Below are 15783 nucleotides of genomic sequence, written 5' to 3' on the forward strand. Positions count from 1 at the left end.
GTTATTCGCCCTCGAACTTGTCGCGAACCAAACGATCAAGCGCCATAACCCCCCAGCCGGTGGCGCCCTTGGGCGCCAGATCCGTTGGTTTGGTCACTTGGGCCACGCCGGCAATATCGAGGTGAATCCACGGCATGCCATCCTGAACAAACCGCTGCAGGAACTGCGCAGCGGTAATCGATCCGGCAGGCCGTCCGCCCACATTCTTCATGTCGGCCTTCTGGCTCTTGAGCATATCGTCATAAGCTTTGCCCAATGGCAGGCGCCAGGCGCCTTCGCCTTCGGCATTGGCCGCCTTTAGGAAGTCGCCTGCAAAACCATCGTCATTGGCAAAGACGGCTGCGTTTTCATGGCCCAGCGCGATGATGCAAGCCCCGGTCAGGGTCGCCAGATCGACCATGGCGGCAGGTTTTTCGTTTTCCTGCGCGTGCCACATTACATCGGCCAGAACCAACCGGCCTTCGGCGTCGGTGTTGATCACTTCGATCGTGTCACCCTTCATGGACGTGACGATGTCACCGGGGCGCGTTGCATTGCCCGATGGCATGTTCTCAACGAGACCGACAAGACCCACCACATTGGCCTTGGCCTTGCGCATTGCCAGCGTCTTCATCACGCCAGAGACCACGCCTGCGCCGCCCATATCCATGGTCATGTCTTCCATGCCGCCCGCCGGTTTCAGGCTGATGCCGCCAGTATCAAAGACAACCCCCTTGCCAATCAGAGCCAAAGGCGCGCCCGTACCGCCGTTCCAGCGCATGATCACAACCTTGGACGGGCTGTCGGACCCCTGCCCGACACACAACAGCGACCCCATACCCAGCTTTTCCAGCTCCGGCTCGTCCAGCACTTCGACTTCGACACCCAGATCACGCAGCGCTTCGAGGCGCGTGGCAAATTCGGTGGTGGTCAGCACGTTGGCCGGCTCGGACACCAGATCGCGGGTAAAGAAGACCCCTTCAGCCACCGCGCGCCCGGCGACAAAAGCCTGCGTGGCTTCATCAGGTTTCGCACAAGCAAACAAGGCAGCCCCCGAAGAATCCGCCTGCTTGCTCTTGCGCGCGTCAAATCCATAACCGCGCAGGGCCAGCCCCAGAGCAACTTCGTCGGCGCGTGTGGTATTGCCCTGAGCGATCAGGACTTTGCGCGATCCGGATTGAATCGCAATCGTGGCACCTGCCTTGCGGGCATCCTGAACAGCCGGGCGGCGTTCCAGTTTCACAAGGCAGAGTTTGTCCGCCGCCATACCAACCGGATAGTCCAGCACCACGGCTTCGGACTGGCTCAAATCCTCCCAAGCCTTGGAATCGAGCGCGCGCTGTACTGCCCCCTTGGTCAAACGATTCAGCCTGCGCGCAGCTGGGCTCATGGTTTTTTCGGCGTTGATCGGAATGGCCACGCAGCCTTCGGCTGTCGCCAGTGAATCCAGATCCAATTCGGCAAATGTAATGTCGCGCAGGTCGGTCATGCGTAATCCTCTAAGCTGATCCTTGCCAAGAGTTAGTCCGACCCGCCCCCAATGACCAGAGCCGCCTTTCCCCGCCGGTCGTGATCGGCTAGTGTTCAGGCACAACATCTGGTTCTGGGGGGACCGTCACAGTGCAACGATTCGACAGATATATGCTGTCGCAACTCATGGTATTGTTCGGGTTCTTTGCCCTCGTTCTGGTGTCCGTCTATTGGGTCAACCGGGCTGTGGTGCTGTTTGATCGTTTAATCGCGGATGGCCACACCGCAGGTGTGTTTCTGGAATTCACCGCGCTGTCCCTGCCTTCGGTTATCGCCTTGGTCCTGCCCATGGCCGCCTTTGCCGCAGCGGTCTATGTCACGCACCGGCTGTCAGGCGATTCAGAACTGACCGTGGTGCGATCCGTTGGCTATTCACCCTGGCGTCTGGCGCGACCGATCCTTGCCTTCGGAATATTGATCAGTCTGATGGGCAGCATTCTGGCCCATGTGCTGGTGCCCGCATCGCTGGAACAGCTGCGTCTGCGCGAACAGGAAATCTCCAGCTCGGTCAGTGCCCGGTTGTTGCGCGAAGGCGCGTTCCTACACCCGGCCAAGGGCATTACCTTCTACATCCGGGAAATCACCGAGACCGGCGAATTGCGGGATGTTCTGTTGTCGGACCGGCGGCAGGAAAAGCGCGAGGTCATCTACACCGCCGACCGGGCCTTTCTGCTGCGTGACGATGAAGGCCCGAAACTGGTCATGCTGACCGGAATGGCGCAGACGCTGGAAATCGAATCCCAGCGTTTGTCGACCACGAATTTCTCGGATCTCAGCTACGATATTTCCGCACTGGTGCAGCCTGGCAAACCAAAACGGCGCAAGCTCGAGTATATCCCCACGCTTGAGTTGCTGGGTCAGACAGATGCCATCGCACAGGAGAGCAAGAAAGACCCAGGCGAAGTGCTGCAGGAAGCGCATGAACGGTTCCAGTTGCCTTTGCTCAGCATTGTTGCAGCGCTGATCGGGTTTTCGGCCCTCATCAGCGGCAGCTATTCACGGCTGGGCGCGACCCGGCAGATCGTCGGTGCGATTTTTCTTTTGGTGCTTATCAAACTCGTGGAAAGCGCTGTTTCTGATCCGGTCAGAGGCAACCCGGCGCTTTGGCCGCTGGTTTATCTGCCCAGCGTCGTGGGGCTGTCGATTGTCTGGGTTCTGCTGATGCGGGCGGCCCGGCCTTTCCGCCCGCGCAAGTCCAAGCCGGACCTGTCCGAGCAGGAGGCGCCTGCATGATCCTGCATTTCTATTTTGCGCGCCGGTTCCTTTGGCTCTTTCTGGGGCTCTTTGCCGTCTTTGGCATTTTTCAGGGTCTGCTCGATCTGGTCGAGGAATTGCGCAGCCTGCCCGATGGCGTCAGCTTTGCGCAGGTCCTGCAGCTTGTCGGGTTGAAGCTTCCCGAAGGACTCTATCAGATTTTGCCGCTGGTTATGATCCTGTCCACCATTGCGTTGTTTTTGGGTCTTGCCCGGTCGTCCGAGCTGGTCGTGGCGCGGGCGTCGGGCCGATCAGGGCTGGCGGTGCTTGTGGCCCCTGTGATGGTTGCTGCGTTGATCGGGGCGATGGCAGTGGCCGTGATGAACCCCATCGTGGCCGCAACCTCCAAACGCTATGCTGATCTGCGCGAAAGCTATCGCTCGGGCGAAGCATCGGTCCTGTCCATCGGAGCCGAAGGTCTGTGGCTTAGACAAGGCGGCCCCGAGGGGCAAAGCGTGATCCACGCCCAGCGCGCCAGTACAGACGCGACCGTTCTGTTTGATGTCAGCTTTGTCACCTATGCGCCCAACGGCGGCCCCGCGCAGCGTATCACCGCACGCGAAGCCAGACTGGAAGACGGCGCATGGCTGCTGCACCAAGCCAAAGCCTGGCCATTGGCTGCCGGGTTGAACCCCGAAGTTGGGGCCAAAAACCATGCGTCACTGCGATTGCCCTCGACGCTGACCCAAGACAGCATTCGCGACCGTTTCGGACGTCCCTCGGCGATAGCCATCTGGGATCTGCCGGCCTTTATCAATGAGCTGTCCGACGCCGGCTTTTCCGCCCGGCGCCACGTTGTCTGGTATCAGATGGAGCTGGCGCGTCCGGTCTTTTTGATGGCCATGGTTCTGATTGGTGCGGGTTTCACGATGCGGCCCACCCGGTTGGGCCGAACCGGTCTGGCGGTTTTGTCTGCGGTGCTGCTCGGCTTTGGGCTCTACTATGTGCGGAATTTCGCTCAAATCCTTGGGGAAAACGGGCAATTGGCACCGTTTATCGCCGCTTGGGTCCCGCCGCTTGCATCGGTGCTCTTGGCCTTGGGGCTTGTGCTGCATATGGAGGATGGATGATGTCTGCTGCTGTCCTTTTGCGTTTTTGTGTTTTGGTTCTGACGGCCGCTTTGATTGGCACCGTTTCGGTGCAACCTGCCTTCGCACAGGACAGTACGGCAGAACAAACGCAGGATGATCCCGCGCTGCTTGTGGCCGACGAAGTCTTTGTCGAAAACGAAGAACGCCTCGTGGCCTCGGGCAATGTCGAGGCGCTTCAGGGTGGAATCCGGCTCAGCGCAACGCGCATCATCTATGACCGCAGCACCGACACCCTGATTATCGAAGGTCCGATCCGGATCACGGATGCAGATGGCAATGTCATCCTAGCCGATGAAGCCACGCTGGATCAGGGGTTCCGTAACGGGTTGCTGAAAGGCGCGCGTCTGGTTCTGGATCAGCAGTTGCAGCTGGCGTCGGTCGAGGCGCGCCGCGTCGATGGCCGCTACACCCAACTGAGCCGCGTGGCCGTCACGTCCTGTCAGGTCTGCGGGCACAACGCCACACCGCTGTGGCAGATCCGCGCCAAGCGCGTTGTTCACGATCAGGTGGAACGGCAACTCTATTTTGACGAAGCGCAGTTCCGGGTTCTCGACGTGCCCGTTTTCTACCTGCCCCACCTGCGCCTGCCCGATCCGACGCTCAAGCGCGCACGCGGTTTCCTGATCCCCACGTTCCACAGCTCGACCCTGCTCGGCTTTGGGATCAAGGTGCCCTACTTCATTCCGATTGGCCGCCATCAGGATCTGACGCTGACCCCGCATCTTTCGACCAAGGCGCGGTCCCTCGGCTATCGCTACCGCAGGGCCTTTGCCTATGGTGATCTGGAAATAAACGGCGCGATCAGCAGCGATACGCTGAAACCCGGCGAAGCGCGCGGCTATCTTTTTGCCGAAGGCGCGTTTCGTCTGCCCCGCGATTTCAAGCTGGACTTCGATCTGAAGCTGACCTCCGACGCCTCATATCTGAACGACTACGACATTACCGGCGCTGACCGCCTGAGCAGCACCGTCGATTTGCGGCGTGTGCGCCGCGATGAGCTGATTACCGCAAGCCTGGTGCATTATGAGTCGCTTCGGGATTTTGAAGACAACGACACGCAACCAACCATCATTGGCGATGCCGCGATCGAGCGGCGGTTTTTCCCGGCTGCGCTGGGCGGCGAACTGCGCCTGTCAGCAGCTGTGCATGGGCACTACCGGTATTCCTCTATCCCCTTTGACAGCGCGGATGCTGATCTGGATGTGGACGGCCGCGACGTCGGGCGCATCAGTGCCGAAGCATCATGGCGCAAACGCTGGACATTGGCAGGCGGTATCCGCGCGGGCGTGACCACGAACCTCTGGCTCGACCGGCACATGACCTTTCAGGACAACACCTCGGTGCGCGATGTGGCGCGGGCCACCCACGGCGTGGCTGTAGAACTGCGCTGGCCATGGGAACGCACCGGACCACGCGGCCAGCGCACCGTGATCGAACCGCTGCTGCAACTGGGCTATGTCAGCGGACAGCGTCCGGGCAATCCCAACGACGAAAGCACCCGGGTCGAATTTGACGAAGGCAACTTGCTCAGCCTGTCCCGTTTCCCCGCTGCCGACAGACGCGAACACGGAGGCACCGTTGCTGCTGGCCTGCGCTGGATGCACCAAGCCCCCGACGGCTGGAGCGCCGCATTGACGATCGGACGGATCTGGCGGGAGACGGCCGATACAGAATTCACCCGCTCGTCCGGGCTACAGGGCACGGCGTCTGACTGGCTTGTGGCCGGACGCTTCGCGCATCAGAACGGTCTGACCCTTTCGGCGCGCGGCCTTCTGGACGATCAGGCCCGGTTTTCCAAGGCCGAGGCCCGTGCCGGTTGGTCTAACAATCGCATGGATCTGGGCGCATCCTACGTTCTGCTTGTGACTGATCCGGACGAAGACCGGCTTGAGGCACAGTCGGAATGGTCCTTTGACGGCGAATACCGCATCAGTCAGCATTGGAGCACTTCGACCTCGTGGCGCTACGATCTGGTCGACAGGCGGCTTGACCGCGTAGGCTTGGGCCTGCAATACCAAAACGAATGCGTTCAGGTTGATTTCGGCGCGACCCGCAAGTTTGCGTCGTCCAGCAATCTAGAGCCATCCACCGATTTCGACCTGACTGTCGCATTGAAAGGTTTTTCGACCGGCGGCAGCGCCAAGGAGTTTCGACGCACATGCCAGCATTGAGTTTTTCACCGATCCGCCGGGCGATGGCCCGCATCGCACCATTGGCGGTAGTTGCCATGCTTGGCCTTGCGCAGCCTTTGGCCGCACAGGGGCAATTCTCGCCAGCGATCACTGTGAACGATCTGGTGATCACAGGCTTTGAGATCGAGCAGCGTACGCGGATGCTCGAACTGCTGAAAGCACCGGGCGATCCGGCAAAACTGGCGCGCGAGCAGCTGATCGATGACCGGTTGCGCCTGCAGGCCGCCAAGGATGCCGGTATCCGCCCCAGCCGAGAGGAAGTGCTGGACGGTATGGAAGAATTTGCCGGACGCGCAAATCTCAGCCGCAGTGAATTCGTCAAGGTTCTGGAATCGAACGGTGTCGCCGAACAAACCTTCCGGGACTTTGTGAATGCAGGCATGGCCTGGAGACAGGTGGTGCGCCAGCGTTTCGCCGGTCGGGTCGGTGTCAGCGAAGCCGAAGTAGATCGCGCGCTCAGCAACCGCGGCAGCGGCGGCAGCATCCGGGTTCTGGTGTCTGAGCTCATCATGCCGATGCCACCACGTCAGGAAAGCGCAGTCCGGGCTCGGGCCAATCGTATCTCGCAGCTGACCTCGACCTCGGCCTTTTCGGCCGAAGCACGCCGCTATTCCGCAACGGCTACACGCCGCAATGGTGGCCGCCTGCCCTGGCGTTCCCTGAACGAACTGCCGCCCGTTCTTCAGCCGCTTATGCTGAAACTCAAACCCGGTCAGGTGACAGACCCGATCGAAATCCCCGGTGCGATTGCGCTGTTCCAGCTTCGTGACATCGAAGAAACCGGATACAGCGCCCCCGAAGTCGCCGCTGTTGAATACGCCGCCTACTACATGCCCGGTGGACGGTCTGATGAAACACTGGCCAAGGCCCGTGTTCTCAAGGGGCGCGTTGACCGCTGTGATGACCTTTACGGCGTGGCCAAAGGGCAGCCTGCCGAAGTTCTGGAGCGCGGCACTAAGGCGCCGGGCGAGATTCCGACCGACATCGCATATGAATTGTCCAAGCTGGACGCCGGTGAAGTTTCCACGGCGCTGACACGGGCCAATGGACAGACCTTGGTTTTCCTGATGCTTTGCGGCCGCACCACCAAGGTCAACGAAGACGTGGACCGCGAAGAGTTCACCATCGGTCTTCGGAACCAGCGCATTGCCCAGCTTGCAGACGGGTATCTGGCACAGCTTCGGGCCAGCGCACGGATCATCGAACGCTAAGCGGCCGTGCGACCTGCACCCATTGCCGTCAGCTGTGGCGAGCCTGCTGGTATCGGCCCTGAACTGGCCGAAGCCGCTTGGCAGGCACTTGGCGCGGATTTGCCGTTCTTCTGGATCGGAGATCCGGCGCATTTGCCGGGCACAGTTCCGCACCAGTTGATCGTGGCGCCAGATGAGGCGCCCGGCGTTGCAACCCGAGCCTTGCCGGTTCTGCGAATCGACATGGCAGGCCCGCGCATACCCGGCAAGCCACAGCCCGACCATGCCGCCGGGGTGGTTCAGTCGATTGAACGTGGCGTGGCGCTGTCCCAGTCGGGCAAGGCTTCGGCTCTGTGTACCCTGCCCATCCACAAACAAGCGCTTCAGGATGGGGCCGGATTTGCCTTTCCAGGACATACGGAATTCCTTTGCCACCTGGCCGGGGCCGAAGACGTGGTCATGATGCTGGCCTCCGAGCAGCTGCGCGTTGTTCCGGCCACGATTCATATAGCGCTTGCCGATGTGCCGCAGGCGTTGACCGCGCCCGTGTTGGAGCGGCGTATTCGCATCACGCACGCTGGCTTGATCGAGCAGTTCGGACTGCCTGCGCCGCGGCTGGCCGTGGCCGGTCTCAATCCGCATGCAGGCGAAGGCGGCAAGATGGGCCGCGAAGAAATTGATCTGATCGCACCGGTTCTGGACAGACTGCGCAGCGACGGGATGGACATCGTCGGCCCGCTTTCCGCCGACACCATGTTTCATGCTGCCGCGCGGGCGCGCTATGACGCCGCGATCTGCATGTACCACGATCAGGCACTGATCCCGATCAAGACGCTGGATTTTGATCGCGGAGTGAATGTCACACTGGGCCTGCCATTTGTGCGCACATCGCCGGATCACGGAACGGCTTTCGATATCGCAGGCAAGGGTCTGGCCAATCCCAGTTCGACCATTGAAGCCCTGCGCATGGCCTGGCGTATGGCCGGAGGCGCCGCATGAGGCGCGAGTCCAGTCAGCCGGACAAGAGTGGGGGCCAGCCCCGACACCCCCGGGATATTTTCGGCACAAAGAAACCAGGAGCACGGCTATGAGCCAAATAGATGGTCTGCCGCCCCTGCGCGATGTGATTGCGACACATGGGCTGTCCGCGCGCAAGGCGCTGGGGCAGAACTTTCTGTTGGATCTCAACCTGACGGCCCGCATTGCCCGGATTGCCGGGGACCTGAGCGCCACAGATGTTCTGGAGGTCGGGCCGGGCCCGGGCGGTTTGACACGCGGGCTTCTGGCTGAAGGAGCCCGCCGGGTGCTGGCCGTGGAAAAGGATGCGCGCTGTCTGCCCGCACTGGTCGACATTGCACAGGCCTATCCCGGGCAACTGCAGGTTATTGAGGGAGATGCCCTGGAGGTCGACCCGCTTGCCCACCTGACACCGCCCATCGCTGTTTGTGCCAATCTGCCTTACAACGTGGGCACGGAGCTGTTGATCCGCTGGCTGACCCCGCCACAATGGCCGCCGGTCTGGCGCTCTTTGACACTGATGTTCCAGAAAGAAGTGGCCGAGCGCATCGTGGCGCAGCCCGGATCAAAGGCCTATGGACGGCTTGCCATACTCGCGCAGTGGCGGTGCGATGCGCGGATCGCCCTGACGCTGCCACCCGAGGCTTTCACGCCGCCGCCCAAGGTCAGCTCGGCCGTCGTGCATCTGACCGCCCTGCCCGCGCCGCGCTTCGACGCTCAGCCTGCGGTTCTGGAACGCATTGTGGCCGCTGCCTTCAACCAACGGCGCAAGATGCTGCGCAGTGGTTTGAAAGCGCTGGCGCCAGACATCGAAGACCGGTTGCTTGCTGCCGGTATCAAACCCACCGAGCGCGCCGAGCAGGTTCCGCTGGAGGCGTTCTGCGCGCTGGCCCGTCAGTTCGAGACCTGAGCCAAACACCCCCCGGCCAAAACAAAAAAGCCGCCCCGAAACCTCGGAGCGGCCTTTTGTTTCATGTCCATCACAGCGGGATGCTATTCGGCAGCATCCGGCGTTTCGGCGCTGGCCTCGGGCTCAGGGGCTGGTGCCTCATCCGCACTCTCGGCCGGCTTCTTGCGCGGCTTGCGTGGCGCACGCGGCTTTTTGGGTTTGGCGTCTGCCTTGGGCTGCTCTTCGACACGCGCCTCGGGGGTTTCGACCAGACCGGGCCCATCGTCATCGCCGCTCATGTCCAGCACATCGGGCTGATCCGCTTTGCCCGGATCAGGCTGCGCGTCCGGCTGCGGTTTTTGATCCGGCTGAGCATCGTTGTCGGCGCGGTTCGCATCACGTTCGGCGCGTTCGCGATCGCGTTGCGCCTGACGTTCGCGGTTCTCGCGGTCCTGCTGTTCGCGGCGCGCTTCTTGTTCGCGCTGCGCTGCGGATAGCAGACGCAGGTAATGTTCCGCATGCTGCTGGAAGTTTTCCATGGCAACACGGTCATTGGCCAGCGAGGCATCCCGAGCGAGCTGATTGTACTTGTCGATGATCTGCTGCGGTGTTCCGCGCACCTTGCCTTCCGGCCCGGAGCTGTCGAAGACGCGGTTCACCACATTGCCCAACGAATTGTTATTGCGGTTGCGGTTGTTCTTGTTCCGCGAGCGGGATTTGGAAGATCGCATGAGTTTCGAATTCCAGTCTGTTTTGCGACTGTGGGTGACCTGATTGGCGCGTCTGGCGTCGATCTGCAGTGGTCACATATGTGTGTGCTTGGCATCAGGCGGGACAAGCGGCAGCACATCCGGCGCTCTGATAAGGATGAATATGCACACCGCCTTGCCCCTGACAAGGCAAAAGGCGCATTTTCGACCTATTTCTTAGGATTTACGCCGAAAATCCCACGCCAGTTGGTGGAATCCCGCGGATCAGCCCCGCCTGTTGGCCCGCGTGCCGACGACAACCCGGTCGCGACCGTCCATATCAGGGATCACCTGCACATTGCGCAGCCCGGCCCCGGCAAAGAGTTTGGACACCGCACCGCCCTGGCTGGCGCCGATTTCCACCACCAGACGCCCCCCCGGTTCGAGATACTGGCCAAAGCCTGCCAGAATGGCGTGATAAGCGCTCAGGCCATCGGCTTCGTCGGTCAGGGCAAGACGAGGCTCGTGATCGCGCACTTCGGGCGACAGAAACGGCAATTCATGCAACGCGATGTAAGGCGGATTGGAAACGATGAGGTCGAAGGTTTCCGACTTGCCCTGCAAGGGGGCAAACCAGCTGCCCTCTTCCAGTGTAGCGCGGGTTTCAAGTTTGAGCGCGTTGCGGTTCCAGAATGCGACGTTGAGCGCCGCAGGGCTGATGTCAAAGCCCATCCCAACGGCGGTTTCGCGTTCGGCCAGCAACGTCAGCAGGATGCACCCCGACCCCGTGCCCAGATCGAGTAAAGATGCAAAGGGCTCTGACAGCGCGACTTCGATCAAAGTCTCGGTTTCCGGGCGCGGGTCGAGCACTTCGGGTGTGACCAGAAACTCACGGCCATAGAACAGCCGGCGCCCGGTCAGATGGCTGACCGGCACACGTTCCGCGCGGCGTTCGATCATCACTTTGAACACGACGGCCAGTTCTTCGTCGACCTCTTCAGGCAAAAACAGGGTCAAACGACCGGGCGGCACCTTGAGCACATGGGCCAAGAGCCGCCGTGCATCGCGGCCTGCGTCGGGAATATCGGCGGCGACGAGCGTGCGCGTGCCTTCTGCAACCAAATCTGCGGCGCGCATCAGTTTTGACCCATCTCAGCCAATTGTGCGGCCTGATGTTCTGCGGTCAGGGCATCGATGATTTCATCCAGATCGCCCTGCATGATCTGATCCAGCCTGTAGAGGGTCAGACCGATGCGATGGTCTGTCATGCGCCCCTGCGGGAAATTATAGGTACGGATGCGTTCGGACCGATCGCCGCTGCCAACCTGCGCCTTGCGATCCGCCGAGCGTTCGGCATCCACCGCGCTGCGTTGCGCATCAAACAGACGGGCCCTGAGAACCTGCATGGCGATTTCGCGGTTCCGGTGCTGCGACTTTTCCGAGCTGGTCACGACAATGCCTGTGGGCAGGTGTGTGATCCGCACCGCACTGTCGGTGGTGTTCACGTGCTGACCGCCCGCCCCGGAACTGCGCATGGTATCAATGCGTATATCGCCCGGCTCGATCTGGATATCGACCTCTTGGGCCTCGGGCAGCACAGCGACCGTGGCCGCCGATGTATGGATGCGCCCGCCACTTTCCGTTTCGGGAACACGCTGGACCCGGTGCACGCCGGATTCAAACTTCAGCCGGGCAAAGACACCGCTTCCGGCAACGCGAACGACCAGTTCCCGCAAACCGCCCAGATCGGACATTTGTTCTTCGATCACTTCCCAGGCCCAGCCCTGCGTTTCGGCAAAACGCTGGTACATGCGGGCCAGATCACCGGCAAACAGCGCCGCTTCATCACCGCCGGTGCCCGGTCGGATTTCCAGAACCGCGGGCCGCGCATCCGCCGCGTCACGCGGCAGCAGGGCCAGCTGCACGGCCTGCTCCACTTCGGGCAGGCGTTCACGCAGCGCAGGCAATTCTTCTTCGGCCAGATCCTTCATCTCAGGATCGTTCAGCATTTCCTCGGCTTCGGCGATATCGGCGCGGATTTGTTCCAGCTCTTCGATCTGGGTCACCACCGGGCGCAATTCGGCATATTCGCGGCCAAGGTCAGCAATATCCCCCTCTCCGGCGGACATGCTGGCTTCGACGAACTCAAGTCGTTGCTTGATCTGGATAAGTCGGTCGGTCGGGATCATTCGAACTGCATCGCCCAAGGCAAGGCCGCGGTCAATCCCCCAGCAGCATCAACAGGCGCGCAAACTATTGCAAGCGGGCAGCAAGCTGGGTCAGCCAGCCGTCAACCTTGGCCTTATTGGTCCCCAGATCGGCCTTGCCGAAGCGCAGTCGGGACCAGACCTCAAGATGTGTGCCTGCGTCCTGAACAGTGGCGTAGTCAGGGAAACCCATCCACTGAGACCGGGTCACATAGGTTACGCGGCCCTCTTCGGGGCTGCCTGCCAGCACCTCTGTGCGCGGCGTTTCAAGGATGATGGCATGCAGTGATTTCAACATTTGTTGCGAATCTCCGCCCGCATCCACCCGGCGGCGAACCCCATCGGACAGGTCCTGATCAGAAGTTACCTTGGGATCAACGTGCCAAACGTCCGGATCGGACGGCGCAAAACGCACCCAGGCAAGGCCCGCAATGGCAAGAATGAGAATAGAGTAAAATACCATCCGCACGGTGTCCCCCGGCCTTTTCTGCTCTCCTTTGAGATGCACGTTCGGACGCGATTCTGAAAGGGTTCAATCCGGTCAAATGAATGAGATCGGCCAAAAGGTGCCTTGGGTGCCTCCCTTGGCAGCCTTTTGGGCGTTTTCTCAAACATGCGCGCTGCGTTTGAAATCAGCGCTGCGCCGTTTCCCAGTTTGGGTGGAACCAGGGTTCGGCATTGTCCGGTGGCAGCTGACGCCCCAGCACGTGATCGGCGATTTTTTCACCGACCATGATCGAAGGGGCATTCAGGTTTCCGTTGGGAATTCGCGGAAAGATCGAACTGTCGGCGACACGCAGGCCTTCGACCCCGATGACACGCCCCTGCGGATCAACCACGGCATCGGGATCATCCGCGCGGCCCATCTTGCAGGTGCCGCAGGGATGATAGGCGCTCTCGGCGTGTTCTCGGATCACCGCATCCAGCGCTTCGTCGCTTTGAACATCGTCACCCGGTTGGATTTCCTCTCCGCGGAACGGGTCAAAGGCGGGCTGCGCCAGAATTTCCCGTGTCAGCCGGATACACTGACGGAAATCTCGCCAGTCTTCTTCGGTGCTCATGTAGTTGAACAGGATCTTTGGCGCGTCCTCGGCCCGGTTCGAACGCAAAGAGACAGACCCGCGTGATGGCGACCGCATCGGCCCCACATGCGCCTGATATCCCTCGGATGCGCCTTTGCCGTCGTAGCGAACCGCCAACGGCAAAAAATGGAACTGAACGTCAGGATAGTCCACGCCAGCGCGCGACCGGATAAAGCCGCAGCTTTCGAATTGATTGGTTGCACCGGGACCAGACCGGCCAAACAGCCAGCGGGCACCCACATAGGCCTTCCCCAGCAAGGACCAGTATTTATACAGGCTGACTGGCTTGATCGATGCCTGCTGAACGTAAAGCTCAAGATGATCCTGCAGGTTCTGGCCAACCCCGCGCCGATCCGCAATCACATCAATGCCGTGTTCCTGCAAATGCGCACCGGGACCGATCCCGGACATCAACAGAAGCTTGGGCGCATTGATTGCACCGGCGGCCACGATTACTTCGCGTGCGGCCCGAATGGTCTGAACACCCTTGCCGTTCTCGATTTCGACGGCAACGGCACGGCCCTCTTCGACAACCACGCGCCGGGCCATACCCGACACCACCTGAGCGCCTTTCTTTTGCGCCGGGCGCAGATAGGCCTTGGCGGCGGACCAGCGCTCGCCCTTCCACACGGTCATGTCGAAGGGGCCAAAACCTTCCTGGCGCTGGCCATTGTAGTCGTCAGTCGCGCCATAGCCCGCCTGCACACCGGCCTGCACAAAGGCCTGTACCAGCGGGTTTAGGCGCGCACCGCGCGTGACATGCAGCGGGCCACCCTGCCCGCGCCAATCCGGATCACCGCCATGCCCGCCCGCATGCCAGTCTTCCTGACGTTTGTAATAAGGCAAAACATCAGCATAACCCCAACCGTCGGCCCCGCTGTCGCGCCAATGATCAAAGTCACCAGCGTGTCCGCGCACGTAGATCATGCCGTTGATGCTGGATGATCCGCCAATCACCTTGCCCCTTGGGCAGGCCATGCGGCGCCCGTTCATATGGGGCTCCGGCTCGGTATGGTAGCCCCAGTCATAGCGGCGCATGTTCATGGGATAGGACAATGCCGCGGGCATGTTGATGAACGGGCCCCAATCCGAGCCGCCAAATTCAATTACAATGACACTGTGGCCAGCTTCGGTCAGGCGATACGCCATAGCGCACCCGGCACTGCCCGCCCCCACAACGACGTAGTCAGCCTGCATCAAAATGGCGCCTCCACATCGCCCATCCGCACGTAGACGGATTTGAGCTGGGAATAATGCTCGATCGCAGTCTTGGAGTTTTCGCGTCCCACACCCGAAAGCTTTGATCCACCAAAGGGCAATTCCACAGGGGCGTCATTATACGAGTTGATGAAGCAGGATCCGGCCTGCAACTGGCCAATCACGCGATGCGCGCGTGATATGTCGCGGGTAAAGACACCCGCAGACAGGCCGTATTCCGTATTATTCGCGCGAGCGATAACATCTGCCTCATCTTCGAAATCCAGCACGGCCATAACCGGCCCAAAGATTTCTTCGCGGGCAATCACCATGTCATCGGTAACATCGGCAAAGACGGTCGGTTGGATGTAAAAACCATCCCCCGCAATCACAGAGCCACCACACACAAGGCGCGCGCCTTCGGCCTTGCCCTTGGCGATGTAGTCCAGAACGATGTCACGCTGCGAGGACGAAACCATCGGGCCGAAGTTCACAGTTTCGTCCAGCGGATCGCCAATCTTGGCCGAGCCAAGCCGTTCGGCCAGACGCTTCAGGAAGGCTTCCTTGATGGACTTGTGCACAAACACACGCGTGCCATTGCTGCAAACCTGCCCGGTGCTGTAGAAATTGCCCAGGATTGCGCCGCCCACCGCATTGTCCAGATCCGCATCCTCAAAGACGACCAAGGGGCTTTTGCCGCCCAGCTCCATGGTCACATGCTTCATGCCTTCTGCAGCGCTGGCATAGACCCGTTTCCCGGTCGGCACAGAGCCGGTCAATGACACCTTGTCGACCCGTTCATCCCCCACCAATGCACGGCCCACATCGCCTGCGCCTTGAATGACATTGTAAAGCCCGGCAGGCAGGCCTGCCTCATGCAGGATTTCCGCAACCTTCAACGCACAGAGCGGCGTTGTTTCCGAAGGCTTGAAGATCATCGCATTGCCGCAAGCCAGCGCCGGGGCGCCCTTCCAGCAGGCAATCTGGGTCGGATAGTTCCAAGCCCCCAAACCGACGCAGAGACCAAGGGGTTCACGCACAGTGTATCCCCAGTCACCACCGAGCGGTACATGTTCGCCGGTCAGGCTGCCCGCCAATCCACCGAAATACTCCAAAGCATCCGCCCCCGAGGTTGCATCCACATAGAGCGTTTCCGACATGGGTTTGCCGGTGTCATGCGTTTCCAGAACCGACAGATCATAGTTGCGTTCCCGCATGATATCGGCAGCACGACGCAGGATACGGCCGCGTTCCACACCCATCATCCCGGCCCATTCGGCCTGAGCCCGCCGGCCGCTGGTGATCGCTTTTTCAATGATGGCCGGCGTCGCCTCGTGCAGCCGGGCGATCACGGCACCAGTGGCGGGATAAACCACCTCCATCACGGCCCCGGATGTGTCCTCGATATACTGCCCATCCACGAAGTGACTGGCTTTGGGTTGGGTGTCATAGCCCATGATCGTCTC

Annotated in this window: 13 protein-coding genes; 6 read left to right on the forward strand and 7 right to left on the reverse strand. The window is 60.9% G+C overall.

Features of this window, described 5'->3' with window-relative positions; all coding sequences use genetic code 11:
* Window position 1 precedes the first annotated feature (1 nt).
* Entirely contained in the window at window positions 2–1468 is a 1467-nt protein-coding gene (locus tag PFY00_RS08155; RefSeq protein WP_271432041.1) for a leucyl aminopeptidase, read from the reverse strand.
* A 131-nt stretch (window positions 1469–1599) separates the two neighbouring features.
* Here PFY00_RS08155 and lptF point away from each other — a divergent pair, with 131 nt between their 5' ends.
* From lptF to rsmA, 6 genes are all read left to right on the forward strand, one after another.
* Window positions 1600–2742, forward strand: coding sequence for an LPS export ABC transporter permease LptF (gene lptF, locus PFY00_RS08160; RefSeq protein WP_271432042.1), 1143 nt, complete (start codon window positions 1600–1602; stop codon window positions 2740–2742).
* On the forward strand, window positions 2739–3833 hold the full coding sequence (gene lptG, locus PFY00_RS08165) for an LPS export ABC transporter permease LptG (RefSeq protein ID WP_271432043.1): 1095 nt from the start codon (window positions 2739–2741) through the stop codon (window positions 3831–3833). The genes lptF and lptG overlap by 4 nt, the downstream gene beginning before the upstream one ends.
* Window positions 3833–6025, forward strand: a complete 2193-nt coding sequence (locus tag PFY00_RS08170; protein ID WP_271432044.1) for an LPS-assembly protein LptD — start codon at window positions 3833–3835, stop codon at window positions 6023–6025. Before lptG ends, PFY00_RS08170 begins: the two co-directional genes overlap by 1 nt.
* A complete protein-coding gene (locus PFY00_RS08175; RefSeq protein WP_271432045.1) occupies window positions 6013–7257 on the forward strand; it encodes a peptidylprolyl isomerase in 1245 nt (414 codons plus the stop codon). Before PFY00_RS08170 ends, PFY00_RS08175 begins: the two co-directional genes overlap by 13 nt.
* Before the next feature lie 6 nt (window positions 7258–7263).
* On the forward strand, window positions 7264–8235 hold the full coding sequence (gene pdxA / locus PFY00_RS08180; protein ID WP_271432046.1) for a 4-hydroxythreonine-4-phosphate dehydrogenase PdxA: 972 nt from the start codon (window positions 7264–7266) through the stop codon (window positions 8233–8235).
* Window positions 8236–8323: 88 nt separating this feature from the next.
* Entirely contained in the window at window positions 8324–9163 is an 840-nt protein-coding gene (rsmA, locus tag PFY00_RS08185; protein ID WP_271432047.1) for a 16S rRNA (adenine(1518)-N(6)/adenine(1519)-N(6))-dimethyltransferase RsmA, read from the forward strand.
* Between the two features lie 83 nt (window positions 9164–9246).
* On the opposite strand, the gene PFY00_RS08190 is transcribed toward rsmA, so the two are convergent.
* From PFY00_RS08190 to betB, 6 genes are all read right to left on the reverse strand, one after another.
* A complete protein-coding gene (locus tag PFY00_RS08190) occupies window positions 9247–9873 on the reverse strand; it encodes a DUF4167 domain-containing protein (RefSeq protein WP_271432048.1) in 627 nt (208 codons plus the stop codon).
* Window positions 9874–10116: 243 nt separating this feature from the next.
* Window positions 10117–10968, reverse strand: a complete 852-nt coding sequence (gene prmC, locus PFY00_RS08195; RefSeq protein ID WP_271432049.1) for a peptide chain release factor N(5)-glutamine methyltransferase — start codon at window positions 10966–10968, stop codon at window positions 10117–10119.
* Window positions 10968–12020, reverse strand: coding sequence for a peptide chain release factor 1 (prfA, locus tag PFY00_RS08200; RefSeq protein WP_271432050.1), 1053 nt, complete (start codon window positions 12018–12020; stop codon window positions 10968–10970). The genes prmC and prfA overlap by 1 nt, the downstream gene beginning before the upstream one ends.
* A gap of 64 nt (window positions 12021–12084) precedes the next feature.
* Window positions 12085–12501 (reverse strand): DUF1499 domain-containing protein, encoded by a 417-nt coding sequence (locus tag PFY00_RS08205; protein ID WP_271432221.1) that lies wholly within the window; start codon window positions 12499–12501, stop codon window positions 12085–12087.
* A gap of 169 nt (window positions 12502–12670) precedes the next feature.
* Window positions 12671–14317: a choline dehydrogenase gene (gene betA, locus PFY00_RS08210; protein ID WP_271432051.1), complete on the reverse strand. Its 1647-nt coding sequence runs from the start codon at window positions 14315–14317 to the stop codon at window positions 12671–12673.
* Window positions 14317–15774 carry a betaine-aldehyde dehydrogenase gene (gene betB / locus PFY00_RS08215; RefSeq protein ID WP_271432052.1) on the reverse strand — a complete coding sequence of 486 codons (1458 nt, stop codon included), beginning with the start codon at window positions 15772–15774 and terminating at the stop codon, window positions 14317–14319. Before betB ends, betA begins: the two co-directional genes overlap by 1 nt.
* Between the last annotated feature and the right edge of the window lie 9 nt (window positions 15775–15783).

Source organism: Thalassococcus lentus (assembly GCF_028023555.1).
Lineage (GTDB): Bacteria > Pseudomonadota > Alphaproteobacteria > Rhodobacterales > Rhodobacteraceae > Thalassococcus_A > Thalassococcus_A lentus.

Bases quoted from the DNA above. Each gene is read 5' to 3' on its own strand.
- rsmA (WP_271432047.1), top strand. From the start codon at position 8,324: ATGAGCCAAATAGATGGTCTGCCGCCCCTGCGCGATGTGATTGCGACA.
- prfA (WP_271432050.1), bottom strand. From the start codon at position 12,020: ATGATCCCGACCGACCGACTTATCCAGATCAAGCAACGACTTGAGTTC.
- PFY00_RS08155 (WP_271432041.1), bottom strand. From the start codon at position 1,468: ATGACCGACCTGCGCGACATTACATTTGCCGAATTGGATCTGGATTCA.
- betB (WP_271432052.1), bottom strand. From the start codon at position 15,774: ATGGGCTATGACACCCAACCCAAAGCCAGTCACTTCGTGGATGGGCAG.
- prmC (WP_271432049.1), bottom strand. From the start codon at position 10,968: ATGCGCGCCGCAGATTTGGTTGCAGAAGGCACGCGCACGCTCGTCGCC.
- PFY00_RS08175 (WP_271432045.1), top strand. From the start codon at position 6,013: ATGCCAGCATTGAGTTTTTCACCGATCCGCCGGGCGATGGCCCGCATC.
- PFY00_RS08190 (WP_271432048.1), bottom strand. From the start codon at position 9,873: ATGCGATCTTCCAAATCCCGCTCGCGGAACAAGAACAACCGCAACCGC.
- lptG (WP_271432043.1), top strand. From the start codon at position 2,739: ATGATCCTGCATTTCTATTTTGCGCGCCGGTTCCTTTGGCTCTTTCTG.
- PFY00_RS08170 (WP_271432044.1), top strand. From the start codon at position 3,833: ATGTCTGCTGCTGTCCTTTTGCGTTTTTGTGTTTTGGTTCTGACGGCC.
- betA (WP_271432051.1), bottom strand. From the start codon at position 14,317: ATGCAGGCTGACTACGTCGTTGTGGGGGCGGGCAGTGCCGGGTGCGCT.
- PFY00_RS08205 (WP_271432221.1), bottom strand. From the start codon at position 12,501: ATGGTATTTTACTCTATTCTCATTCTTGCCATTGCGGGCCTTGCCTGG.